Source organism: Longispora sp. NPDC051575 (assembly GCF_040681875.1).
Taxonomy (GTDB): Bacteria; Actinomycetota; Actinomycetes; order Mycobacteriales; family Micromonosporaceae; genus Longispora.
In genome coordinates this window covers 439,039-462,434 of sequence record NZ_JBFAZP010000008.1, presented here as the reverse complement: position 1 = coordinate 462,434, position 23,396 = coordinate 439,039, and the positions used below count along the sequence as shown (strand labels likewise).

The 23,396-nt window shown below is 72.2% G+C and carries 23 protein-coding genes; 7 read left to right on the top strand and 16 right to left on the bottom strand.

All coding sequences use genetic code 11. The features are described 5' to 3' along the window. Positions 1-15: 15 nt before the first annotated feature. Genes AB0M43_RS26280 through AB0M43_RS26270 form a run of 3 tightly spaced genes read right to left on the bottom strand, consistent with a single transcriptional unit; the run spans position 16 to position 3,972 of the window. Positions 16-2,289, bottom strand: a complete 2,274-nt coding sequence (locus AB0M43_RS26280) for a [protein-PII] uridylyltransferase (RefSeq protein ID WP_363728415.1) — start codon at positions 2,287-2,289, stop codon at positions 16-18. Continuing rightward, positions 2,279-2,617, bottom strand: a complete 339-nt coding sequence (locus AB0M43_RS26275; RefSeq protein WP_363728573.1) for a P-II family nitrogen regulator — start codon at positions 2,615-2,617, stop codon at positions 2,279-2,281. The genes AB0M43_RS26280 and AB0M43_RS26275 overlap by 11 nt, the downstream gene beginning before the upstream one ends. A gap of 2 nt (positions 2,618-2,619) precedes the next feature. Beyond that, on the bottom strand, positions 2,620-3,972 hold the full coding sequence (locus tag AB0M43_RS26270; protein WP_363728414.1) for an ammonium transporter: 1,353 nt from the start codon (positions 3,970-3,972) through the stop codon (positions 2,620-2,622). A gap of 245 nt (positions 3,973-4,217) precedes the next feature. Between AB0M43_RS26270 and AB0M43_RS26265 the strand changes: the two genes are divergently transcribed. The 4 genes from AB0M43_RS26265 to AB0M43_RS26250 all read left to right on the top strand — a co-directional run bounded on the left by AB0M43_RS26265 (position 4,218) and on the right by AB0M43_RS26250 (position 6,098). Further along, positions 4,218-4,634: a YbaB/EbfC family nucleoid-associated protein gene (locus tag AB0M43_RS26265; protein WP_363728413.1), complete on the top strand. Its 417-nt coding sequence runs from the start codon at positions 4,218-4,220 to the stop codon at positions 4,632-4,634. Between the two features lie 24 nt (positions 4,635-4,658). Further along, positions 4,659-4,955, top strand: coding sequence for a hypothetical protein (locus tag AB0M43_RS26260; RefSeq protein WP_363728412.1), 297 nt, complete (start codon positions 4,659-4,661; stop codon positions 4,953-4,955). A 19-nt stretch (positions 4,956-4,974) separates the two neighbouring features. Further along, a complete protein-coding gene (locus AB0M43_RS26255; RefSeq protein ID WP_363728411.1) occupies positions 4,975-5,724 on the top strand; it encodes a hypothetical protein in 750 nt (249 codons plus the stop codon). 89 nt (positions 5,725-5,813) lie between these two features. Further along, positions 5,814-6,098 carry a hypothetical protein gene (locus AB0M43_RS26250; RefSeq protein WP_363728410.1) on the top strand — a complete coding sequence of 95 codons (285 nt, stop codon included), beginning with the start codon at positions 5,814-5,816 and terminating at the stop codon, positions 6,096-6,098. A gap of 230 nt (positions 6,099-6,328) precedes the next feature. Here the strand turns inward: AB0M43_RS26250 and amcB are convergent, their stop codons facing one another. The 8 genes from amcB to ftsY all read right to left on the bottom strand — a co-directional run bounded on the left by amcB (position 6,329) and on the right by ftsY (position 13,615). After that, on the bottom strand, positions 6,329-7,411 hold the full coding sequence (gene amcB, locus AB0M43_RS26245; RefSeq protein WP_363728409.1) for a cyclophane-forming radical SAM peptide maturase AmcB: 1,083 nt from the start codon (positions 7,409-7,411) through the stop codon (positions 6,329-6,331). Between the two features lie 4 nt (positions 7,412-7,415). Further along, positions 7,416-8,873: a S8 family serine peptidase gene (locus AB0M43_RS26240; RefSeq protein ID WP_363728408.1), complete on the bottom strand. Its 1,458-nt coding sequence runs from the start codon at positions 8,871-8,873 to the stop codon at positions 7,416-7,418. Next, complete coding sequence (locus tag AB0M43_RS26235; RefSeq protein WP_363728407.1) at positions 8,870-10,339, bottom strand: hypothetical protein; 1,470 nt, start codon at positions 10,337-10,339, stop codon at positions 8,870-8,872. Before AB0M43_RS26235 ends, AB0M43_RS26240 begins: the two co-directional genes overlap by 4 nt. A gap of 43 nt (positions 10,340-10,382) precedes the next feature. Further along, the gene (locus tag AB0M43_RS26230) at positions 10,383-10,856 is read right to left on the bottom strand and encodes a hypothetical protein (RefSeq protein WP_363728406.1); all 474 of its coding nucleotides are present in this window, start codon (positions 10,854-10,856) and stop codon (positions 10,383-10,385) included. A 72-nt stretch (positions 10,857-10,928) separates the two neighbouring features. Continuing rightward, positions 10,929-11,210, bottom strand: a complete 282-nt coding sequence (locus tag AB0M43_RS26225) for a WXG100 family type VII secretion target (protein WP_363728405.1) — start codon at positions 11,208-11,210, stop codon at positions 10,929-10,931. Between the two features lie 15 nt (positions 11,211-11,225). Further along, on the bottom strand, positions 11,226-11,555 hold the full coding sequence (locus AB0M43_RS26220) for a WXG100 family type VII secretion target (protein ID WP_363728404.1): 330 nt from the start codon (positions 11,553-11,555) through the stop codon (positions 11,226-11,228). A gap of 123 nt (positions 11,556-11,678) precedes the next feature. Continuing rightward, complete coding sequence (locus AB0M43_RS26215; protein WP_363728403.1) at positions 11,679-12,467, bottom strand: aminoglycoside phosphotransferase family protein; 789 nt, start codon at positions 12,465-12,467, stop codon at positions 11,679-11,681. A gap of 2 nt (positions 12,468-12,469) precedes the next feature. Continuing rightward, positions 12,470-13,615 carry a signal recognition particle-docking protein FtsY gene (gene ftsY / locus AB0M43_RS26210; RefSeq protein ID WP_363728402.1) on the bottom strand — a complete coding sequence of 382 codons (1,146 nt, stop codon included), beginning with the start codon at positions 13,613-13,615 and terminating at the stop codon, positions 12,470-12,472. Between the two features lie 67 nt (positions 13,616-13,682). Between ftsY and AB0M43_RS26205 the strand changes: the two genes are divergently transcribed. Beyond that, positions 13,683-14,453, top strand: coding sequence for a lysoplasmalogenase family protein (locus AB0M43_RS26205; RefSeq protein WP_363728401.1), 771 nt, complete (start codon positions 13,683-13,685; stop codon positions 14,451-14,453). A 116-nt stretch (positions 14,454-14,569) separates the two neighbouring features. Here the strand turns inward: AB0M43_RS26205 and AB0M43_RS26200 are convergent, their stop codons facing one another. Together AB0M43_RS26200 and AB0M43_RS26195 are read right to left on the bottom strand one after the other, a co-directional pair. After that, the gene (locus AB0M43_RS26200; protein WP_363728400.1) at positions 14,570-15,745 is read right to left on the bottom strand and encodes an MFS transporter; all 1,176 of its coding nucleotides are present in this window, start codon (positions 15,743-15,745) and stop codon (positions 14,570-14,572) included. A gap of 63 nt (positions 15,746-15,808) precedes the next feature. Continuing rightward, positions 15,809-16,312 carry a TetR/AcrR family transcriptional regulator gene (locus AB0M43_RS26195; RefSeq protein ID WP_363728399.1) on the bottom strand — a complete coding sequence of 168 codons (504 nt, stop codon included), beginning with the start codon at positions 16,310-16,312 and terminating at the stop codon, positions 15,809-15,811. Between the two features lie 113 nt (positions 16,313-16,425). Here AB0M43_RS26195 and AB0M43_RS26190 point away from each other — a divergent pair, with 113 nt between their 5' ends. After that, the gene (locus AB0M43_RS26190; RefSeq protein ID WP_363728398.1) at positions 16,426-17,352 is read left to right on the top strand and encodes a superoxide dismutase; all 927 of its coding nucleotides are present in this window, start codon (positions 16,426-16,428) and stop codon (positions 17,350-17,352) included. A gap of 224 nt (positions 17,353-17,576) precedes the next feature. Here the strand turns inward: AB0M43_RS26190 and AB0M43_RS26185 are convergent, their stop codons facing one another. From AB0M43_RS26185 to AB0M43_RS26175, 3 genes are all read right to left on the bottom strand, one after another. Further along, the gene (locus AB0M43_RS26185; RefSeq protein WP_363728397.1) at positions 17,577-18,254 is read right to left on the bottom strand and encodes an HAD-IA family hydrolase; all 678 of its coding nucleotides are present in this window, start codon (positions 18,252-18,254) and stop codon (positions 17,577-17,579) included. Between the two features lie 54 nt (positions 18,255-18,308). After that, positions 18,309-21,830 (bottom strand): chromosome segregation protein SMC, encoded by a 3,522-nt coding sequence (smc, locus tag AB0M43_RS26180; protein WP_363728396.1) that lies wholly within the window; start codon positions 21,828-21,830, stop codon positions 18,309-18,311. A gap of 129 nt (positions 21,831-21,959) precedes the next feature. Next, complete coding sequence (locus AB0M43_RS26175) at positions 21,960-22,154, bottom strand: hypothetical protein (RefSeq protein WP_197007549.1); 195 nt, start codon at positions 22,152-22,154, stop codon at positions 21,960-21,962. A 214-nt stretch (positions 22,155-22,368) separates the two neighbouring features. On the opposite strand from AB0M43_RS26175, the gene galE reads away from it, so the two are divergent. Then, entirely contained in the window at positions 22,369-23,391 is a 1,023-nt protein-coding gene (gene galE / locus AB0M43_RS26170) for a UDP-glucose 4-epimerase GalE (RefSeq protein ID WP_363728395.1), read from the top strand. Positions 23,392-23,396 lie beyond the last annotated feature (5 nt).

Genomic DNA, 23,396 nt, shown 5'->3' with positions numbered 1-23,396 from the left:
CCGGCCCAGCGCGGTTCAGCCCCCGACCCGCGCCGTGACCGCCCGCTCGACCTCCGCTCGCGAGTACTCCCCCACCAGGTAGAACGCGTCCACCGCCGCCGCGCCGTACGTCGCCACCCTGGCCGTGCGCACGTCCGCCCCCGCCTCGGCGAGCGCCGTGGTGATCCGGTGCAGCAGCCCGGGCGCGTCGGTGGCCCGCACCTCCAGGATCGTGGCGTCCGTCGCGTCGTGGCACCAGCGCAGCCGGACGTCGGCGGGCGACTCCGCCGGCCGGGGCTCCGCAGGACCGGCGAGCACGGCCCGGCGGAGCGCGTCGAGCAGCAGCCCGGACGTCGGCGGAGCGCCGTACCGGGGCCGCACCTCGCACTCCACGAGCGCCCGGGGCCCCTCGCCCCCGGTCGCCGCAGCGCCCTCCGCCGGTCCCACCGAGGACGACACCGTCGCGCCGAGCACGTCGAGGCGGTGCCGGGCCAGGCACCCCGCGACCGCCGCGAGCAGGCCCGGCCGGTCCGGGGCCAGCACGGACACCAGCCCGTTCCGCCAGGTCACCACGGGCAGCGGCCCGCCCGCGAACCGCGCCGGGTCGGGCAGCCCCGGGGCCGGCACCGGGCCGGAGCCCAGGTAGCGGCCGACCCGCCCGACCAGTTCCGCGACGAGCTTGCCCTTCCAGTCCGACCACGCGCCGGGCCCGGTGGCCGCCGCGTCGGACAGGGTGAGCGCGTACAGCAGGTCCAGCTGGTCGGTGGTCCCCACGGCCTCGGCCACCGGCGGCAGGGTCGCCGGGTCGGCCAGGTCGCGCCGGGTGGCCACGTCCGCCAGCAGCAGGTGGTGCCGGACCAGGTTCGTGACCACCGCCGTGTCTGCGGCCGACAGCCCGATCCGGGCGCAGACCAGCGCGGCGGGGGCCACGCCCGCGACGCAGTGGTCCCCGGCGGCCCCCAGGCCCTTGCCCAGGTCGTGCACGAGCGCGCCCAGGACGAGCAGGTCCGGCCGGCCCACCTCGTGCGCGTACCGGGCCGCCGTCGCCGCCGTCTCGATCAGGTGCCGGTCCACGGTGTGCCGGTGCACGGGGTCGTACTGCGGCGCGAACCGCACCCGGCCCCACTCCGGCAGCCACCGGGTCACCAGCCCCGCCCGGTCGCACGCCTCCCACACGTCCACCAGGGCCGGCCCCGCGCCGAGCAGGGTCAGGAAGGCCTGGCGGGCGCCCGCGGGCCAGGGTTCGGGCAGCGGCGGGCAGTTCTTCGCCAGCCAGTCGAGCGTGCTCGTGGCGATCGGCAACCGGTGGGTGGCCGCGGCCGCCGCGACCCGCAACGGCAGGACCGGGTCGGGCCGCAGCGCCCGGGCCAGCCGGACCTCGCCCCCGGACTCGACCACGCCGTCGGCCAGCGGGCGCCTCGGCCCCGGCTTCCCGGAGCGGGCCCGCCACCGGTCGACGGCCCGCCACGCGTCGTCGGCCGCGTACGCCAGGGTGCGCGCGTCCTCGGACACCCGGCGCAGCAGCGTCTCCCGGTCCGGTACCCCCAGAAGGTCCGCGACGGGTTCGCGCAGTTCCGCCAGCAGCCGGTCGCAGCGCCGGCCCGCCGCGTGGTGCAGGGCCTCGCGGGTCTCCCGCAGCCGGGCCGCGGCGGCCCGGGCGGCGGGTCGGGGCGTGTCGGCGATCTGCGCGTAGCCGATGCCCCGCAGTGTGGTGGCGTCCCGCAGCCCGCCCCGGGCCTCCTTCAGGTCGCCCTCCAGCAGGAACGCGAGCTCGCCCCGGTCGCGCCACCGGGCCTCGGTGACCTCCCGCAGCGCCGCCAGCCGGTGCGCCGCCCGGGACTGCCAGCTGCCGACCGCGACGCCCCGCAGCCGGGCGGTCAGCGCCGGGTCCCCGGCCAGGTGCCGGGCGTCGAGCAGGCCGAGGGCCGCCTTCACGTCCTGATCGGCGACCGCGAGCGCCTCCTCGACGGTGCGTACCGCGTGGTCCAGGGGCAGTTTCTGCTCCCAGATCGGGTACCAGACCTGGTCGGCGACCGTCCCGATCCCCGGCCAGCCGTCGTGCAGGAGCAGCAGGTCCACATCCGGGTACGGCGGGAGCTCCCGCCGCCCGAGGCCCCCCACCGCGACCAGCGCGACGCCGCCCCCGGGTGGCAGGAGCCCCGCCAACCAGCCGTCGAGGAGCTCGGCCCGCTCCCCGACGGCCGAGGCGGCGACCAGCTCCCTCAGGGGCCGGCCGCCGTCCCGGCCCCGGCCGGGGGTCAGGTCCCCGGCAGGCGCCGGGGACCTCGGCCGGGCCGACTCAGAGGGCATCGAGGCCGTGCTCGCCGGTCCGGACCCGGACCACGTCCTCGACGGGCGTGACCCAGACCTTGCCGTCGCCGATCCGCCCCGTCCGGGCGGCGGTGACCAGCGCGTCGACCACCTTCGCGGCGTCGAACTCGTCGATCACCACCTCCAGGCGGATCTTCGGCACGAACTCGACGGTGTACTCCGCGCCCCGGTACACCTCGGTGTGGCCCTTCTGCCTGCCGTAGCCCTGCACCTCGCTGACCGTCATGCCGGCCACGCCGAGCGCCGCGAGGGCCTCCTTGACCGTCTCCAACTGGTGCGGCTTGATGACCGCCGTGATGAGCTTCATGTTCACTCGGCTCCAACCTTCTCGGCCTCGGGGGCGGTCTTCTCAGCGGCCTTCGGGGCCGGTCCCGGCGCGATGCCGGCCAGGGCGAAGGCGCTGCCGCCGCCGGTCGTGCTCAGCTCGTACGCGCTCTCCGCGTGCTCCGCCGTGTCGATGCCCTCGGCCTCCGCCTCCGGGCTGAGCCGGAACCCGACGGTCTTCTCGATCGCCCAGCCCAGCAGCCAGGTCACGGCGAAGGAGTACGCCCCGACGGCCGCGACCGCGATCGCCTGCTTGCCGAGCTGGGCGAAGCCGCCGCCGTAGAACACGCCGTTGATGTCGCCCGTGCCGCCCGACAGGGTCGTGGCGAACAGGCCGATCAGCAGGGCGCCCACCGCGCCGCCGACCAGGTGCACGCCGACCACGTCGAGGGAGTCGTCGAAGCCCAGCTTGTACTTCAGCCCGATCGCCAGGGCGCACACCGCGCCCGCGATCAGACCGATCGCGATGGCCCCGATCGGCTCCACCGTCGAACAGGCCGGGGTGATCGCGACCAGGCCGGCGACCGCACCCGACGCGCCACCCACGGCCGTCGGCTTCCCGTCGCGCAGCCACTCGACCACGATCCAGCCCAGCAGCGCGGCACCCGTGGCGACCTGCGTGTTCATGAACGCCATCGCGGACAGCCCGTTGGCGGCCAGCGCCGAACCGGCGTTGAACCCGAACCAGCCGAACCACAGCAGCCCCGCGCCCAGCAGCACCATGGGCACGTTGTGCGGCTTGAAGGACTCCTTCTTCGGCCAGCCGACCCGCTTGCCGAGCACCAGGCACAGCGCCAGGGCCGCGGCACCGGCGTTGACGTGCACGGCGGTACCGCCGGCGAAGTCGAACGCCTTCAGCTCGCTCAGGATCCACCCGTCCGCGCCGAACACCCAGTGCGCGACCGGGAAGTACACGATCGTCGCCCACAGGCCCACGAACAGCAGCCAGGAGCCGAACTTGGCCCGGTCGGCGATCGCCCCGCTGATCAGCGCCGGGGTGATGATCGCGAACATCAACTGGAAGGCCGCGAAGGCCAGAACCGGGATCTTGTGCTCGTCCACGCCCGTCGTACCGTCGAGCGCCCCGCGCAGCCCGAGGGCCTCGAAGCCGCCGAACAGCCCCTGGTACCTGTCGGTGGTGAACGCGACGCTGTAGCCGTAGGCCACCCACAGCACGCTGACCAGCCCGACCGTGGAGAAGCTCATCATCATCATGTTGAGGACGCTCTTGCTCCGGACCAGGCCGCCGTAGAACAGGGCCAGCCCGGGCGTCATCAGCAGCACCAGGGCGGTCGAGGCGAGCACCCAGGCGGTGTCACCCGCGTTGATCGGCGGCATGCGCCGCTCCTCTCGTAGCCAAAACGTCCGGCTCAAGGGGGCGACACTGCCCTGCAACCGGCTGGCTGAAGCTAACCGGGCGGGTGTTTCACGCACAGAGTCTGATCGATTTCGACCAGGTGACGTGTTGTTTCCGGCTGGTTACACCCCGGCGGGATCGCGGGCCGGCTCCGGCTTGTCCGCGTTCGGTAGTCTCCTTGGGAGCAGCAAGATCACCAAGATGCCATCAAAGAGGGATTAATCGTATGGATATCTCCAAACTCACCGCACTCAGCGGGTTCAACATGGACGCGATGCTGCGCCAGGCGGAGGAGTCCCAGCGACGAGTCACCGAGATGGAAGCGGCCCGTGCCGAGCTCCGGATCACGGGCACCAGCCCCGACGGCATGGTCGAGGCGACCGTCAACGGCGACGGCCGGTGCGTGGACATCCAGATCAACGGCCGGGCGATGCGCGGTGACTCGTTCACCATCGCCGACGGCGTCCAGGCCGCCCTCAACGAGGCGTACCGGCAGTTCGACGAGACGTTGGACCAGATGATGGGCGAGGCCATGGGAGACGCGGACCTCTACCAGAAGATGAAGTCCGGCGACTACGACCCCTACGAGTACCTGAAGTCGATGGGCATAAGCATGCCCGAACTGCGCGGAATGATCCGCTAGCGAGCAGCAGAGAGGAGTATCGCCATGGCTGCAGTAGACGTACCCGGCCTCCGCAAGGCGGCCGAGAAGCTGACCTCGGAGGACGGTGGGCCGATCGTCTCCCTGATGAACACCCAGACGGCCATCGAGGAGACCCGGCTGTCGGGCCTGACGTTGTCGGTGTTCGGGTCGGGCGCGGTCGCGGCCCACAACCAGGCACTCGAACGCCACCTGCAGAACGTCAAGGGTGGCATCGAGAAGGTCCGCGAGATCGCCACGAAGCTGAACGCGGTGGCCGACAACTGGGCGAAGTCCGACCAGGACTGGGTGGTCAAGAAATGACGACGAAGGAGTCCACCCGATGAGCGGTCTGCTCGGCCCCGACGGCCTGCCCCTGCGCCCGCCCGTGCCCCCCGCGCCCGCCTCGGGCATCGGCCGGCTCGCCGCCATGACCCGCGGCAACTGGTACGCGATCGCCGGCGCCGTCGCCCTGCTCGCGTTCACCATCGCGCTGGACATGTACGACGACAAGGACGCCGTGAAGGGCGTCGAGAAGTGGATGAAGGCGGCCGACCTCCTCGGGCCCGACGACCACGGCTCCTTCGTCCAGCAGCTCAACGACTGGGAGGGCCAGTACCTCCCCGAGGACGTCTGGGACGCGGACGACCGCGAGGCCTTCGACAGCTTCATCCGCAACATCAAGAACGAATCCGCCGCCATCCGTACGGCCTGCCTGCGCAACGCCGGCGAACTGGAGCGGGTCCGGTCCTTCTACCAGGACGCGATCGACTCCCTCGGCGCCATCACGATCCCCGCCTGTATCGCGGCCATCGTGGCGATCCCGATGCAGTACTTCCCCGTGACGGCCGCGGCGGCCGCCGCGATCGGGATCGCCGCTTCGGCGATCACCGCCACCGCACTGGTGATCATCGGCGGTGCGATCGTCATGGCCCTCGCCGACCTGGGCATGAAACTCAACAACAACACCACCGACGGTTTCACCCAGGACTCGAAGGCCACGGACACCACCAAGGACCGGGACTTCAAGGAGATCTCGATCACCTGGGCGAACCACGACCCGGACTTCTACATGAAGCCGAAGACCGCCTGAGTGACGCCTCCGGTGGCTGGCCGGCCGATCGCCGGTCAGCCACCGGAAAACCCTAGGATTGCCACACAGGCCACGAGGGGAGAACGAACGTGAAGTCCAGCGGATTGAGCGCGATGGTATGGCTGGTGGGCCTCTTCACGCTCATCAATCTGATTTGGCTCCTGGCCTCCAGCTCCGGAGGCTCGTTCGGCGCCGCGTTGCGCACCCACGCCGCCGGGCTGGTGGTCTCGGTGATCGGCTGCGCCACCCTCATCGGCCTGATCGCCGCCGACGCCGGGCGCACGGTGAACCTCGCCGCCACCGGTGTGCTGTTCGTCGCCTACGTGGGCGCCTTCGTCCTCGACATCCGCCGGACGAGAGGCACCACGCGGTAGTACCGCGCGACTCCGGTCAGCTACACAGGACGCGACAGAGGCAGAACAGACCTGAGTGGTGTCGAGGCCCCTGGCAACCGTCGGGGGCCTTCGACACCACTCGAATGGTTTCAGGGCATGGCTCGCGGCGTCGCCGGCCAGGCGACTCGCGGCATCGACGGCCAGGCACCGCCGGCCACGTGGCTCACGGCGTCGCCCTGGTCAGGGTCGGGCTCGACCGCCGATCCGGGTCACAGCGTGGCCCGGACCCCCTGGAGCAGTGCGATCTTGCTGTTGCGGCAGTAGTCCGTCTCGGTCACGTCGAACCGACCGTGCTCGAAGTACTTGTTGCCCGGGTGCCCGCCGCCGCAGAAGTCGAAGAACGTGCAGATCTCCCGGCAGCGCGCGACCCCGGCCAGGAACTCCGTCGGCCACCGCTCGCGCAGCCCGGCGTCGACCAGGGCGGGCAGCGGGGTCTCCAGCACGTTCCCGCAGGCGAAGTCGCCGTACTCGGGTGAGTCGAACCCCGCCATCTCCGGCGACAGCAGGGTTACGGAGCCGTCCCAGCCGACCGTCGGCAGCGGGTCGACCCAGATGCCGCGCCCGCCCGGGGCCCGGTCGCGGGCCAGGTGGTCGAGCACGTAACCGATCTCGCGGACCCCGATCACCGGGTTGGCCCGCCAGGCCGTGGTCAGCGCCGCCCAGAAGTCCGCCATCCGGACGGTGGAGCGACCGGTGTGCCGGGTGTTGACGCCCTCCTGCTCCTCGATGTTCACGCCCACCGAGGTGCAGCCGAGCTGGGCGAAGAAGTCGTAGAACTCCTGCGCCAGGGCCGGGAACGGGTGCGACACGACCGCGATGGCGCTGAACGGGACGTCCCGCTCGCGCAGCTTCGCGATCCCGCGCATCGTCTGGGCCCAGGACGGCCGGCCGGCGAGGTTCAGCCGGTACCGGTTGAACTCCTCCGGCCCGTCCACGCTGACCCCGACGTGCACCGACCGGCGGGTGAACAGCTCGCACCACGCGTCGTCGACCAGCACACCGTTGGTCTGGATGCTGTGCCGGACGTCGAGCCCGTCGAACCGGGCCATCATGGCGTCCAGCCCGGCCGCGCCGACGAGCATGGGTTCGCCGCCGTGCCAGACGATCTCGGTCGGCCCGTGCTCGTTCCAGCCGGCCAGCCCGGACGCCACGGCGTCGAGGACCTCGGTCGACATGGTGTTCTTCAGTTTCCGGAACGGCAGGTAGCAGTAGGTGCAGTCGAGATTGCACAGTGTGGTGGGCTGCAGGATGACGGCGGGTGGCCGGATGACCTGCGGTGCGAGGGTGTCCATGGTGTCAGCGGGGTCCGGACGGGCCCGTCGGCGGGGGCGGCCACCCGGTGTCGGTGTGGGGTTCCCCCGCACCGGCGGGCGGGGGCCCACCGAAGGTCGGCGGCCCGGACTGCGGCGCTCCGGGGGGCCCGGACGGCGGTCCACCGAACGTCACTGGCCCGGTGGGCGGGGCGGAACCCGGCGCGCCGAAGGGCTGCGCCGACCCGGACGTCTGCCACGGCTGCGCACCGGGCGGCCCGCTCCCCGGCGGCCCACCGAGCGGCGGCGCCCCGGCGGCGGACTTCCGGCGCCGGCGCAGGACCAGCACCACGACGAGGACGATGACCGCCACGATCAGCAGGCAGGCGATGCCGCCGATCAGCGTGCGGAACGGTGAGGTGGCGCTGTCGTCGGACTTCCCGGCGTCGGCCGCCGGCGTTCCCGTGCCCGGGTTGGCCCTGGTCGCGGACGGACTTCCCCCGGCCCCGCCCGGCGCGGGCCCGGCGAGCAGCGGGTTGGTGGTCACGTCCGACACCTGGGTGCTGAACGCGCGGTTCGGGAAGACCCGGCCGAAGCCGTACTGCGGGTCGCGACCCTTCGGGCCGACGTCCTCGGAGGTGACCAGCAGCCGGTTGATCACGCTGGCCGCGTTCGCCTGGGGGAACTTCTGCCGGACCAGTGCGACGACCCCGGCCACGATCGCGGAGGCGTCACTGGTGCCGTCCGCCGTGGAGTAGCCGGTCGCCTTGGGAGCGGTCCGCGAGTCGATGCCGGTGATCCGTTCGGCGGGCGCGGACAGCACGGCCTCGGGGCCCTGGACGGAGCCGGAGTAGAACGCGCCCTTCTTGTCCAGCCCGGTGACCGCGACGACGCCGGGGATCCGGGCGGGCGAGCCGATGTCCGAGCCGCCGGCCTCCCGGTTGCCGGCCGCCGCGACGATGATGACGTCCTTGCCCGTCGCGTACTCCACGGCGCTGGTCAGCTCCGCCGGCGGGGTGCTCCAGTTGCCCAGCGAGATGTTGATGACCTTGGCGCCCCGGTCGACGGCCTGGCGGATCCCGCCGCCCAGCGCCTGACTGAGGGCCTTCTCGTCGTCACGGATCTTGACGGGCAGGATCTTCGCGCCGGGGGCGACGCCGAGGATGTCGTTCGGCCCGGAACCGCCCTTGGCGGCGATGATGCCGGCCATGTGCGTGCCGTGGCCGTCGATGTCCGACTGGCCGTTGCCCCCGCCCTGGACCTCGAGCCCCGGGAGCACCTGGCCGGCGAGCAGCGGGTGCCCCGCGTCGACGCCCGTGTCGATGACGGCGACCGTCACGCCCTGCCCCTTGATGCCCTGGTCGTGGAGCGCGGTGATCTTCAACGCGTCCAGGTACCACTGCTCGCCGCGCAGGCCGGGGGCCGCCGAGGCGGGGGCCGGAACCGCCACCGTGGCGGCCGCGACCGCGGCCACCACGGTGGTCAGGAGGCGACGAGACGTCACCGCAGCACCCCGGGGGCCGCGTCGTCGTCGTTGCCGCCCCAGATGTCCTCGTCCTCTCGGAGCCAGGTGTCGGTGGCACCCTCGGCGCCACCGGCGCCGCCCATGCCTCCGCCGCCCATGCCGCCCATCATCCCCATGCCGCCCATGCCGGCACCGCCCTTGGTGGTGTCGGTGAGGTACTTCATCGGGTCGGTGAACGCGCCCATCGGCGCCCGGCCGCTGCCGGAACCGAGGGAGCCGGTGCCCATCTGGCCGGGCACGGCACCGCCGCCGCCTCCGGCGGTGGTACCGATGCCCCCGCCGCCGCCGCCGTCGTAGCCGCCGCTACCGAAGCCGCCACCACCGCCGCCACCGCCACCGGCGAGGCCGCCGATGCTGCCGTCCTTGTTGTCCCAGGGCTTGTTCTCCCAGCCTCCGGTCCCGGTGTTGTCCCACGGCTTGATCTCGCCGGGGCCGCCGCCGTTGTCCCAGGGCTTGTTCTCCCAGCCACCGGTCCCGGTGTTGTCCCACGGCTTGATCCCGTCGGGGCCGCCGCCGTTGTCCCAGGGCTTGTTCTCCCAGGGCTTCGGCAGTTCCGGGGTCTTTCCCGGGCCGGGGCCGGGACCGGGACCCGGGCCCGGGCCAGGACCGGGTCCCGGTCCGGGGCCGTTCGGGTCGTTCGGGTCCCTGATGTCCTTGTGGTCGAACTTGATCTTCGGGTCACCGAGGACCATCTTCGACGACTCGCCGTCCATGTCGGAGCCGAACTTACCCGCGACGTTGCCGGACGTGCCGTTGTTGGCGTCCCACCACCAGCCGATCTTCTTGGCGCCCTCACCGTTGTCGATGTTGCCGTTCCAGCCGTCGTTCCACGAGTCGTTCCAGCCGACCTTGGGGCGGTTGCCGGCGTCGAACTTGCCGTCCTTGACGGAACCCTCCTGGCTGTACCAGTGGTCCTTGTAGACGGCGAGCGCGCGCTGCCGGAAGCCCTTCTCCCCGTACCACTCGCGACCCTTCATCCGGTCGTCGGCGAGCTTGGTCGCGAAGGTGTTCGGGTCGCTGTAGGCGCCGTCGACGCCGGTGCCGCCCGGCAGCTCCTTGGTGTAGAACAACGGGATCGGGATGCCGGCGACGGCCGTGGCGAGGTAGCCCGCGCACCGCTCCACGCCCCGCTGGACCTCGCCACCGCGCTCGTTGAGATCCAGGAACGCCTTGCCCAGCTTGTCGAGGTGGGCCCGGTACGCGTCGGCCGCCGCTCCGCTCCACTTCTTACCCGTGGGCAGGCTCAGGCGGCCCTTCATCATCTGGATCTCTTCGGCGTCGGTGAGCGGGCGGTACTTGTCGTTCTCCGTGAGGTTGTGGACCTCCAGCAGGGCCTGCCACACGCTCGACACGCCCTGGTTGAAGTTCAGCCACTCCTCGGAGAGCTTGTGTGCGTCCCGTGGCCGACCGTCAATCGAGATCTGATTGACGTGATCTTCCCACACACCTGCCATCTGCTCTCGCCTCTCTACCGCTGTTGGTCCGGGGCTAACCGTTGCCGTACGTCGGCGGCTGCTGGGTCGGGTTGGACACCGGGTTGTAGCCCGGCGGCTGGCCCGTGGGCGGCGCCATCGGCGCCTCGAACAACGCCTCGATCTTCTTGACGTCGGCGGTGTTCTTCTCCTCGAGGGTCTTGTAGTCCTCTTGGATCTTCTTGGTCACCGAGACGAGCCGCTCGATCTCCTGCTGCAGCGTGCCGAGTTCCTGCGCGGCCGCCGTGCGGGCGCTGGACACCCTCCCGCTGATGTCCCTGCCCTGCTCGCTGGAACCGAACACCGGGGTCGCCGCGCCGGCCCCACCGGGGCCACCGCCCTTCTCGGCCTCGCCGATCCGGTTGAGTGCCTGCTTGAGCAGGTCCTCCTTGACGTACCGGTTGATCTCGTCGAGCTTCTTGATCAGGCCGTCGAAGGTCGACAGGTCGACCGCGATGCCGCCGGTCCTGCTCTCGAGGCTGCTACCCATCCGCGTATTCCCCCTCTCCGATCAGCACACGGACGGCCCCAGCCCACACCGGGGCCGGGGCCACGCCCGTGATCAGTTGTTCCAGAGCTTCGAGTTCTGCATTTCGGTGTCCATGTAGTTCTGCTTGGCCATACCGACCGCGGCGCCGATCTGGGCGAGGACCGAGTTGAGGTCCTTGACCGCGTCGTCCCACTTCTTCTGGTGCTGGTTGTAGGCCTCGCGGTCGTTGCCGTCCCACTGCAGGCGCTGCAGACCCTGGCGCAGGGTGTCCAGCTTCTCGTCGATCTGACCGGAGAGCTTCTTGATCTCGCCGGTCGCGTGCTCGAGAACCTCGTAACTGACCTGGATGCTCATGCTCGTCGTCCCCCCTTACCGGTTCGGGCTCAGCGCGTTGTGGATCTGGTCCACGATCTTCTGGTTGTTCTCCTCGTTGACGGAGTGGGTCGTGCCCGCCTTGTCGAGGAGGTCCGCGATGTCCGCCAGCGCCTGGAGGAGCTTGGTCGCGTCGCCGTTCCACTGCTCCATGAGCCGCTGGAAGGCGCCGGCCGCGTTGCCCTTCCACGCGGAGGCGAGATCCTGTTCGACCACGCCCTTCAGGCTCTTCAGCAGACCCTGCACGTCGGTCCGCACGCCGCGCACGTCGTTGGCGCCGGAGTGCAGAGTGCTGTGATCGACGTTCACGCCATTGCCGGTCGTCATCACACCCCCAAGGAGTTTGACCTGCGGCCGGAGCTGCTCTCCAGCCATCTGCCGCCCAGGCTAACCGACCCGCGCAACCCTAGATCAAGAGCAGTTGGCCCAAACGGTGATATGACCGTTTTGCTAGCGCAACGCGTACTCAAGCACCGGTCGTTCGTGGTCGATGAGTTGCAGGTCGCGCAGGGGGCGGCGGAGGTGACCCTTGTGGACGATCCGGACGAAGGCGGGGTCGCCCGCGCCCGCCATCCGCTGGATGCCCTCGACGTGGTCCACGATGCGCTTGCGGATCGTCCGGACCAGGCGGTGCCGGTCGCGGGGGATCAGGCCGTACGCGTCGGCGAACAGGCGCAGGCGGCGGGGCCGGTCGGGGCGCTTCCAGCCCAGGGTCACCGAGTCGCGGTCGGAGAACAGCGGCACCCAGGTCCAGGCGGCGTAGGCGACGTCGTAGATCCGGGCGCCCGGGGACGCCAGGTCGAAGTCGATCAGGGACAGGGTGCCGTCGGGCCGCCAGATCACGTTGTGCGGGGCGGCGTCGTGGTGGCAGACGATCTCGGTGTCGGGCGGCGGCGGGCCGAACGAGCGCCACACGGCGCCGGGCTGGGGCCGGAACCCGTACTGCGCGTCGTGGAACATCCGGAGCATCGTCGCCACGGTCACCAGCGCCTCGTCGGTGACCCAGTGCTCCTTGAGCGGATACTCCCCGCACTCGCCCTCGGTGAACGAGAGCACCTCGCGGCCCTGCTCGTCGATGCCGAACGCCTTGGGCGCGCCGGTGAACCCGACCAGGTCGAGATGGCGGAGCAGCGCGTGCACAGCAGGGGTCCACGGCCCGGTGTTGCGGCGCACGGTGTCGCCGATCCGGACGACCGTGGACGTGTTCCCGCCGTAGAGCGGAATCTCCTGCTGCGTCAACGTCAGTCCCCCAGCAGAGCGTCCACGAAGGCGGCGGGTTCGAACGGGGCCAGGTCGTCCGGGCCCTCTCCCAGGCCGACGAGCTTGACCGGGATGCCGAGTTTACGCTGGACCGCGATCACGATGCCTCCCTTGGCCGTACCGTCGAGTTTCGTCAGCACGACGCCGGTGACGTCCACCGCCTCGGTGAAGACCCGCGCCTGTGCCAGACCATTCTGACCGGTCGTCGCGTCCAGCACGAGGAGGGTCTCGTCCACGGGCCCGTGCTTCTCCACGACCCGCTTGACCTTGCCCAACTCGTCCATGAGTCCGACCTTGTTCTGGAGCCGGCCGGCGGTGTCGATCAGGACGGTGTCCACGCCCGTGTCGATGCCGCGCTTGACGGCGTCGAAGGCCACGCTGGCGGGGTCGCCGCCCTCGGGGCCCCGGACGATCTCGGCGCCGACCCGGCCGGCCCAGGTGGCGAGCTGGTCGGCGGCGGCGGCCCGGAAGGTGTCGGCCGCGCCGAGGAGGACGGTGCGGCCGTCGGCGATCAGTACCCGGGAAATCTTTCCGCAGGTCGTGGTCTTGCCGGCCCCGTTGACGCCGACGACGAGGATCACGGCGGGCCGGCCCTCGCGGGCGCTGTTGAGGGAGCGGTCCATCCCCGGGTCCAGGGCGGCGGTCAGCTCCTCGGCGAGCAGGGCGCGCAGCTCGGAGGCGGTCTTGGTGCCGAGCACCCGGGTGCGTTCGCGGAGCCGGGCGACGAGCTCGCCGGTGGCCTCGACCCCGACGTCGGCGGTGATCAGGGTCTCCTCGATCTCGTCCCAGACCTCGTCGTCGAGGCAGTCCCGGGACAGCAGGCCGAGCAGGCCCTTGCCGAGGGTGCCCTGCGACCGGGCGAGCCGGGCCCGGAGCCTCACGAGCCGACCCGCGGTGGGTTCCGGTTGGTCGACCGGTGCGGGCGCGGGAGCGGCTTCGCCGATGTCATGGGTACGAGTGGGGGCCGACCCGGCTTCGGTCGGCTCCTCCGGCGTGGCCCGCGGGGGGAGCTCCGGGCGCGTCGGGGGTGCCTCGACGGCCCGCCGGGAGCGCTGGGCGACGACCAGTCCCGCGCCGCCCAGCAGCAGCACGACCCCGAGAATGACGGCGTAAACCCACAAGTCCATGGAGAAGATCCTGACAGACGCCCGCCCGGTCACCGATAGCTGCTCGGGACTGGGGCAGGATGGTCACATGTTGGGACGGGCGCCGCTGGCCGGCTTTGTGAACAAAGTAACCCCCCGGGGGAATCTGATCGGTTACGCCGGCCTGGCGGTCCTCGACACGCTGGCGATCCTCGCGGGGAAGCCGAAGGCCCGCCGGCTGACCAAACCGGCCCTGATGCCGGTGCTCGCGGCGGCCGTCTCCGACCCCGACCCGAGCCCGGCCCAGCGCCGGATCGGCACCGCGCTGACCCTGTCGGCGGCCGGGGACACGGCCCTGCTCGGGTCGAGCCGGCTGGCGTTCCTGTCCGGGGCGGGCGCGTTCGCGGGCGCGCACGTGAACTACCTGGCGGCGGTGCACGAGCTGGGCGAACGGCCGGGCATGCTGAGCTACCGCCCGTGGCTGGCGGCGCCGTACGCGCTCGCGCTCGCCGGCTTCGCCGCCGTGCTGCCGAAGGTCGCCCGGCGCACCGGGTGGGGCGAGGCGCTGGCCGGCCTCGGGTACGCGGGGCTGCTCACCGCCGTGGGCGTGGCGACCCTGGACCTGCGCGGCCGGGGCGGCGAGCGGAACCCGGGCTGGGACTCCTCGGCGGCCCGGGCGGCGGCGGGCGGCGCCCTGTTCGTGGCCTCGGACCTGCTGGTGGGCGTCCGGCGCTACCGGCAGGCGGGCGGCGCGGACGGCGGCCGGGCGGACACGCTGCTCGACGCGGGCGTGATGGTCTCGTACACGGCGGCGCAGGCGCTCCTGGCCCTCGGCCTGACGGACCTGTCCCGCCAGCAGAAGGCCACCCCGCCCGCGTAGCCGGTCCGGCGCACCCCGCCGGCGCGCTCCGCACGCCGGCCCCACCCGACAGCACAGGGGCACCCCGGAAAAACCCGAAGCACCCCTGTACCCAAAAACTGGCTCTTCCCGCCCGCCTAGGCGTTGACCAGCTCCCGGTCCTCGGCGGAGCTGGGCACCACGGTCCCCGGCCGCGTCAGCCGCGACCCGACGGCGATCGCCACCGACACCCCGACCACGATCCACAACGCGGTCCGCAGACTCGAGTGGTCGGCGGCGAACCCGAGCACGACCGGCCCCAGCAGCAGCCCGGTGTACCCCATGGCCCCGACCTGCGCCACGGACGCCCCCGACTGTGCCCCGCCGATGGTCCCGGCCATCGACATCGTGATCGGGATGACGGTGCAGATCGCGAACCCGACCACGAACAGCGCGGCCAGCCCGCCGAACGGACCCGGCGCGGCGATCAGCCCGACCAGCACCAGGGCGGTGGCCGCCCCGGAGCCGACCAGCATGTTGCGGGTGCCGAACCGGTTGCGCAGCCGGTCGCCGAACAGCCGACCGATGATCATGGACAGCTCGAACAGCGGGTACCCGAGCGCGGCGACGGCCTCCGTGGACCCGAGATCCTTGGTCAGGTACAGCCCCGACCAGTCCGCGATCGAGCCCTCGACGAGGAACGCCGCGAACGCCAGCGCGCCGATCAGGTAGACGGTGCGCGGCAGCCGGGGACGCGGCCCCGAACCGGCGACCTTGGCGCCGCGCGCGTCCGGCAGGTAGGTGAAGCCGAGCGCGAGGGCCGCCGGCACGCCGATCGCGGCGGCACCCAGCAGCGCCTGGCCGAAGGTCAGCCCGAGCGCGGCGGTACCGGCCCCGAGCAGGCCTCCGGTGAGCGCGCCGACGCTCCAGCCGGCGTGCATCCCGTTCATGATCGAGCCGCCGTGGGCCTGCTCGACGGTGACGGCCTGGGAGTTCATCCCGATGTCCATCATCCCGAAGACCATGCCGTAGACCACGACGGCCGCGAGCAGGACGGGATAGCTGGGGGCGAGCGCGACCAGGACCAGCGAGGCCGCGGTCAGCGGGGTGGCGAACCGGAGCACGGCGTGGCTGCCGAACCGCAGCATCACGGCGCGCATCGACTGCATGGCCACGAGCGCTCCGACGCCCCAGGCGAGGACGGCGACGCCGACCTGGCCGGCGTCGAGGCCGAACGTGGCGGCCAGCGCGGGGATACGCGTGACCCACACCCCCATCAGGAGACCTGCCAGTGCGAACGTCAGTGTGGTGCCCCAACGGGCGCGGTTGATCATCGTGTACCTCCCTGCACGGGTAGCAGCCGTCACCCACGCGGGTGACGGCTGGAGAGCGTTGGTTCAGATCAGGTCGAGCAGGCGCTGCCGCAGCTCGGCGAGCCGCTGCGCGTCGTAGGTGCCGGGGGCCATGTGGCAGACCTCCCACACCCCCTCGGCGGCGAGCCGGACGAGCTGGCTGGTCACCTCGTCCCCCGAGTCGGGGTGGGTGTGCCAGCGGCGGAAGGCGACCCGGAGCGGCTCGGACATCCCGGCGTCGGTGGCGGCGGCCGTGACGACCGCCCAGCGCCGACCGGTGACGGCCGGGTCGCCGGCGACGATCTCGAACGTCGCGTTGACGTACGCCCGGGCGTAGGAGCCCTCGAAGTGCGACTCGATGGCCGCGTCGAACTCGGAGACCAGGCGCTCGACCAGGGCCTGGACCAGGGCTTCCTTGGACTTGAAGTGGTAGAGCAGGCCGCCCTTGCTGACCCCGGCCCGCTCGGCGACGGCGGACAGCGTGAACGCGCCGGTGCCCTGCTCCACGAGCAGCGCCTCGGCGGCGTCCAGGATCCGTCCGCGAGTCATGGGATGACTGTACCGTCCGGTCGGTACAGCGAATATGGATGGAGAGGGGACTCACAAGGGTGATAGACCTCTATATCCATTCCCATGCGCACCTCCAGCCCCAGGAGCCCCCCATGAAGCGCAGGCAACTGCTGTCCACCCTCGCCCTCGCCGGCCTCGCGGGGGCGCTCGCCCCGGCGGCCCCGGCGGCGGCCTCCCGACCGTTCGACGACACGGTCCCGTTACCCGACGGATTCGCCCCGGAGGGGATCGCCATCCGGGGCGCCACCTTCTGGACCGGCTCGGTCCTCGACGGCCGGATCTACCGGGGCGACCTGGTCACCGGACACGGCGCGGTGCTCACCCCGGGCACCGAGGACGGGATCGCGCTCGGCGTCCACGTCGACGCGTACAACCGGGTGTGGGTCGCGCGGGGCTACACCGGCGACGTGGAGGTGCTCGACGGGCGGACCGGGCTGCGGATCGCCCTCTTCCACCTCACCGACGACCTGGACAACACGTTCGTCAACGACCTGGTGATCACCCGTGACGCGGTCTACCTGACCGACTCCGGCCGGCCGTACCTGTACGTGGTGCCGCTCGGGCCCGGCGGCCGGCTGCCCGCGCCCGGGGCGGTGCGCGCGCTCCCGCTGACCGGCGGGGCCGCCGACCCCGACGGGTTCAACAACGGCATCGAGGTGCTGCCCAACGGGCACCTGATCCTGGTGCAGATGTACCCCGGAACACTGTGGACCGTCGACCCGCGCACCGGCGCGAGCACCGCGGTGGACACGGGCGGGGCCACGTTCGTCCGGGGCGACGGGCTGCTGCTCCGGGGCCTGACGCTGCACGTCTGCCAGAACCTGACGAACAGGATCTCCGTGGTCGACCTCGACCCGCGCGGGACGCGGGGGCGGGTCCGGCGGGAGATCACCGATCCCCGGTTCGACTCGCCGGCGACGATCGCGGCGTTCGGGCCGTACCTGTACGCCACGAACGCGAAGTTCGCGACGGATCCGACCCCGACGACGAAGTACGAGCTGGTCAGGGTGCGGGCCTAGGGGCGGTTCCGGACCGGTCCGAGGGTTCGGGCCGGTCCGGGCCGCGTCCGATGATTCGGGCCATGTCCGAGGCTTCGGGCCGTGTCCGAGGCTTCGGGCCGTGTCCGAGGCTTCGGGCCGTGTCCGAGGCTTCGGGCCGTGTCGGCGGCTGCGGGCCGTCCGGGTTCCCGGGCGTGGGTCCGGGCGCGGGTTCCCGGGCGTGGGTCCGGGCGCGGGTTTCCGGGTCAGGCGTCCGCGGCGTCGGCCCGGCCCGCCCGCGCCAGCCCCAGCGCGACCCGCAGGTAGTCCAGGTCCGCGTGGTTGTTGAACCGGTAGGCGGCCATGTTCGCGACCCGGGCCCCGTTGATGATCCGGTCACTGTCGTCGACGAACAGACACAACTTGGGGGGTACGCCGACCATCGCCGACGCCTCGATGAAGTACGCCTTGTCGGGCTTGCGGAACCTGATCGCCGAGGAGTTCACGACCACGTCGAACTCGTCGGCGAGCCCCAGCTCCGCCAGGTCCGCGTCGAGCCGGTCCGAGGCGTTCGTGCACAGCGCGACCGGCACCCCGGCGGCCCGCACCTCCCGCACGAACTCCAGCAGCACCTTGTCGATCTCGCCGTGGTCGGACTGCCAGTCGGCGACCGCCGCCCGGGCCCGGGCGAGCCGGTCGTCCGGCCCGTCCTCCGGGGTCGGCCACGCCAGGGTGTGCAGCGCCTCGGCGGTCAGCAGCTCCCAGTCGGCGTGGGTGATCTCGCCCTCCACCAGCGGATTCAGCAGGCTGTGGTGGAACGCGATCTCGGGCAGCGCCCCGGCGCGCAGCCCGTGCCGCTCCTCCACCGCCGCCAACCTCTCGATCGAGAAGAAGCGGAGCACACCGTCGAAGTCGATCAGCAGTGCTTTACAGGCGTCTCTCACGACTGGGTCTCCTAGTTCATGGATCACATCGGCGGGAGCGGCCGTTTCGACCACTCACGCTTCCTTGAGTTTCTGGCTGATCACCTGGGACACGCCGCCGCGCATCGTGACCCCGTACAACGCGTCGGCGATCTCCATTGTCCTCTTCTGGTGGGTGATGACGATGAGCTGGCTGGTGTCCTGCAACAGCCGCATCACGTCGAGGAGCCGGCCCAGGTTCACGTCGTCCAGGGCGGCCTCGACCTCGTCCATGATGTAGAACGGGCTCGGCCGGGCGCGGAAGATCGCGCACAGCAGGGCCACGGCCGTCAGCGACCGCTCGCCACCGGACAGCAGCGACAGCCGCTTGACCTTCTTGCCGGGCGGCCGGGCCTCGACCTCCACGCCCGTGATCAGCAGGTTGTCGGGGTCGGTCAGCACGAGCCGGCCCTCGCCGCCCGGGAACAGGGTCTGGAACACGATCTGGAACTCCCGCGCCGTGTCCTCGTAGGCGTCGCGGAACACCTCCAGGATCCGGTCGTCCACGTCCTTGACCACGGTCAGCAGGTCCCGCCGGGTGGCTTTCAGATCCTCGAGCTGATCCGACAGGTACTTGTACCGCTCCTCCAGCGCCGCGAACTCCTCCAGCGCCAGCGGGTTGACCTTGCCCAGCAGCGCCAGTTCCCGTTCGCCGCGCGCGGCCCGCTTCTCCTGCACCGCCCGCTCGAAGGGCACCGGGTCGCCGTCCTCGACGGGGATCAGCGCCTGCGGCCCGTACTCGTCCAGCAGGACCGTCGGCTCGATGCTGTAGTCCTCGACGGCCTTGGCCTCCAGCTGCTCGATCCGCAGCCGCTGCTCGGCGCGCGCCACCTCGTCGCGGTGCACCTGGCTGGTCAGCCGCTCCAGCTCGCCGGACAGCTCCCGGACCCGGGCGCGCACCCCGACCAGCGCCTGCTCCCGCTGCGCCTTCGCCGTACTGGCCTCCTCGCGCTCGGCCGTCGCGACGCTCAGCGAGCCGCCGATCCGGTCGAGGGCGATCCCCGCGCCCAGGGACACCGCGTGCGCGACCCGGGCCGCGCGCTCGCGGGCCGCCCGCCGCTCGGCGGCCTTCTCCCGGGCGGCGCGTTCCTGGCGGGCCTGCCGGGCGAGCCCCTCGGCCCGGCCGGACAGGGCCAGCACCCGCTCCTCGGCGGTCCGGACCGCGAGCCGGACCTCCATCTCGCCCTGCCGGGCCGCCTGGGCCGCCGACGCCAGGTAGTCGCGCTCCTCCGTGGACGGGTCCTCGTCCACCGGCAGGTCCTCGGCCGCCTGGAGCCGTTCCTCCAGCTCCGCGAGCCCGGCCAGGTCACGCTCGCGGGCGGCCTCGGCCTTCTCCCACGACGCCTTGTACCGGTCGACCTCGCTCTGGGCGCTGCGCGCGGCCGCGCCCAGCTCGGCGAGCCGGCGCTGCACGGCGTTGCGCTGCGCGTCGGCCTCCCGGCGCAGGTTGGCCACGACGGTGACGGCCTCGCGCCGGACGGCCAGCTCCTCGCGGGCCACCTCCAGCTGATCGGCCAGCTCGGCGGCCCGCTCCTCGAACTCCGCCTGGCGCAGCCGGGCCTCGTCCACGGCGGCCTGGACCTCCAGGAGGCTCGGGGCCTTGGCGGAGCCGCCGGCCGCGTGCCCGGCGGACAGCACGTCGCCGTCGGTCGTGACGGCGGTCAGGCCGGGCTGGTCGGCGACCAGCGCGCGGGCGGCGGCCAGGTCGCCGACGAAGGCGAAGCCGCGCAGCACGGCGGCCACGGAGTCGCCCAGGCTGGCGGGGGCGCGCACGACGTCGAGGGCCCAGCGGGCGCCGGACGGCAGGGCGGGGCGGCCGCCCGGGGCCGCCGCCGGGGCCGCGCCCGCCACCAGCAGCGACACCCGGCCGGCGTCGTCGCCCTTGAGCAGCGTGATCGCCGCCGTCGCGGAGTCGACCGAGTCCACGGCCACCGCGTCGGCCAGCCCGCCGAGGGCGGCGGCCAACGCGGCCTCGTACCCCGACTCGACGGTCAGCAGGGACGCGACACTGCCCAGCACGCCCGGGGTGCGCTGGGCCGCGGCGAGCAGCGCCCCGGCCGCGTCCTTGCGGCGCAGCCCCAGCTCCAGGGCCTCGGCGCGCGCCTTCCAGCCGGAGACCTCCCGCTCGGCGGCGCGTTCCCCGTCGGTCAGTTCCTTGATCCGCGCGGACACCAGGTCGGCGGCCTGCTTGGCGTCGGTGTGCCGCAGGTCCAGGTCCGCGTCGCCCTCGTCGACGGCCTCGCCCTCGCCCTGGGCCTCGGCGAGCGCGACGGCCGCGTCCTCGGCCCGGGTCCGGGCCTCGTTCAGGGCGGTGGTGAGCCGGGTCAGCTCCTCGGCGGCCGCCGCAACCCGGCTGCGGACCGCGCCGACCTGGCCGGACAGCTTGGCGAGCCCCTCGCGGCGGTCCGCGACGGCCTTGGCGGCGGTGACGAGCGCGCGCTCGGCCTCGCGGAGCCGGACCTCCAGCTCCTGGCGGGCGAAGACGGACTCCTTGAGCCGTTCCTCGTCCTCCTCCAGGGCCTCGCGGAGCCCGTTCTCCTGCTCGCGGACCTTCTGCGCCTCGGCCTCCAGCTGCTCCGGGTCCCGTCCGGCGCGCTCGTCGGCCGGCTCGGTGGACAGGTAGCGCAGCTTCTCGGCGGCCAGCTGGGCGGTGGACCGCAGCCGCTCCTGGAGCGCGGACAGCCGGTACCAGGTCTCCTGGGCCCGGGCGAGCGCCGGCGCGTCGGCGGCCAGCGCGTTCTCCAGCCCGGTCAGCTCGGCCGAGGACTCCGCGTACGAGGCCTCGACGACCTCCCGGCGCTCCCGCAGGGCCGTCTCGTCGGCGACCTCCCGGTGCAGGGTGCCGCGCAGGGTGGCCAGGTCGTCGGCGAGCAGCCGGAGCCGGGAGTCGCGCAGGTCGGCCTGGATGCCGGCGGCCCGCCGGGCGATCTCGGCCTGCTTGCCGAGCGGCTTGAGCTGGCGGCGCAGCTCCGAGGCCAGGTCGCCGATCCGGGTGAGGTTGGCGAGCATCGCGTCGAGCTTGCGGAGCGCCTTCTCCTTGCGCTTGCGGTGCTTGAGGACCCCGGCGGCCTCCTCGATGAAGGCGCGGCGGTGCTCGGGGTTGGCGTGCAGGACGGTGTCGAGCTGGCCCTGGCCGACGATCACGTGCAGCTCGCGGCCGATACCGGAGTCGCTGAGGAGTTCCTGGATGTCGAGGAGACGACAGGAGTCGCCGTTGATCTCGTACTCGCTCTCGCCGGTCCGGAACAGCCGGCGGGTGATCGACACCTCGGTGTAGTCGATGGGCAGCGCACCGTCGGAGTTGTCGATCGTCAGGGTCACCTCGGCGCGACCGAGCGCGGCCCGGCCCGTCGTACCGGCGAAGATGACGTCCTCCATCTTGCCGCCACGCAGGGATTTCGCGCCCTGTTCACCCAGAACCCACGCGATGGCATCGACGACGTTGGACTTACCGGAGCCGTTCGGGCCCACCACACAGGTGATCCCGGGCTCCAGCCGGAGCGTCGTGGCGTTGGCGAAGGACTTGAAGCCCTTGACCGTGAGGCTCTTGAGATGCACCTGCCGAGGTTACCTACCTGGTCACAGCAGTGCGCGCCGACCCACAACCAGGGACGGCGCGCTTATGTTTGATCTCTTCGAAGAGACCGGTGTTGCTGTGTGGTGCGGTAGGGCGTGCGTCGGGTGGCCTCAGGCCATGACCGGCTCGGAGAGGCGCAACAGCTCCTCCTCCGTAGATACCGCGGCAGCCAGCCGGTCGTTCTCGGCCCGCAAGCGGGTCATTTCGAACTCCAGCGCATGTACCGTCGCACGCAGTTTGGTGACCTCGTCGAGCAGCCGGCGATCGGGCAGGCTACCGACGTGGCCATAGAGGGCCTTCGCCATAGCATCTCCTTGATGAATAAATGTCGCTGAGTGCAGATGTGCCAGTTGGGCCAGACCCGCGCCTCGCCGCCGAATATCAGGCGCACGTGGGCGCGACTAGCGACCTCTATATCGTCCACCGCACCCCGTTGCAAGTCAAGTTAAGGTGAGTCACCTTGGCTCAACTCTGTAACGGTTAACTGTCCCAAGTCTGACAAACATACACTTACAGCGTGTGATCTTCGTTGTAAGAGGTGTGGCATGGCTGGTGACAGGTGGAGCCGGGTATATCGGTGCGCACGTCGTGCGCGCGCTCATGGGTGCTGACCTGCGCGTCGTCGTTCTGGACGACCTGTCCGCCGGGAGGCCGGCGCGGCTGCCGCCCGGCGTGCCGTTGATCCGCGCCGACGTCCGGGACCGGGTGACGGTCCGTGACACGCTCGTGCGGTACCACGTGAGCGGAGTCATACACCTGGCAGCCCTGAAGAACGTCGCCGGCTCCTTCGACGACCCGCTCGGGTACCACCGGGGCAACCTCGACACCCTCGCCGACCTCCTCGAGGTGATGGTCGACCAGCGCACCCCGCACCTCGTGTTCTCCTCCACCGCCGCCGTCTACGGCACCGGCGACTCGTACGCCGAGGACGCGCCGACCCGGCCCGGGAGCCCGTACGGCCGGACGAAACTGGCCGGCGAGTGGCTGATCCGCGACGTCGGGGCCGCCGCCGGGCTGCGGCACGCGATCCTGCGGTTCTTCAACGTCGCCGGCGCCGGGGCCCCCGAACTCGCCGACACCGGGGGCGACAACCTGCTCCCCCGGCTGCTGCGGGCCACCGCCGAGGGCGGGAAGGCCACCGTGCACGGCACCGGGCATCCGACCCCCGACGGCAGCTGCGTCCGGGACTACGTGCACCCCGCCGACATCGCCGACGCGCACGTCGCCACCGTGCGGGCCCTGCTGGACGGCGACCTGGCCGCCGACACGTTCAACGTGTCCCGCGGGGTCGGCGTGTCCGTCCTCGACCTGATCTCCGCCGTGGAACGGGCCACCGGCCACCCGCTGCCGTACGAGGTCGGGGAGCCCCGGGCCGGCGACCCGCCGAGCGCGGTGGCCGACCCGGCGCGGATCCGGGACCGGCTCGGCTGGCGGGCCCGGCGCACCCTGGACGACATCGTCGGGTCCGCGTGGGCCGCCACCGCCGCCGGCCTGCGGATCGCCCGCCAGCGCCGCCCGCACGACGTGGCCACGACCCTCTGATGCTG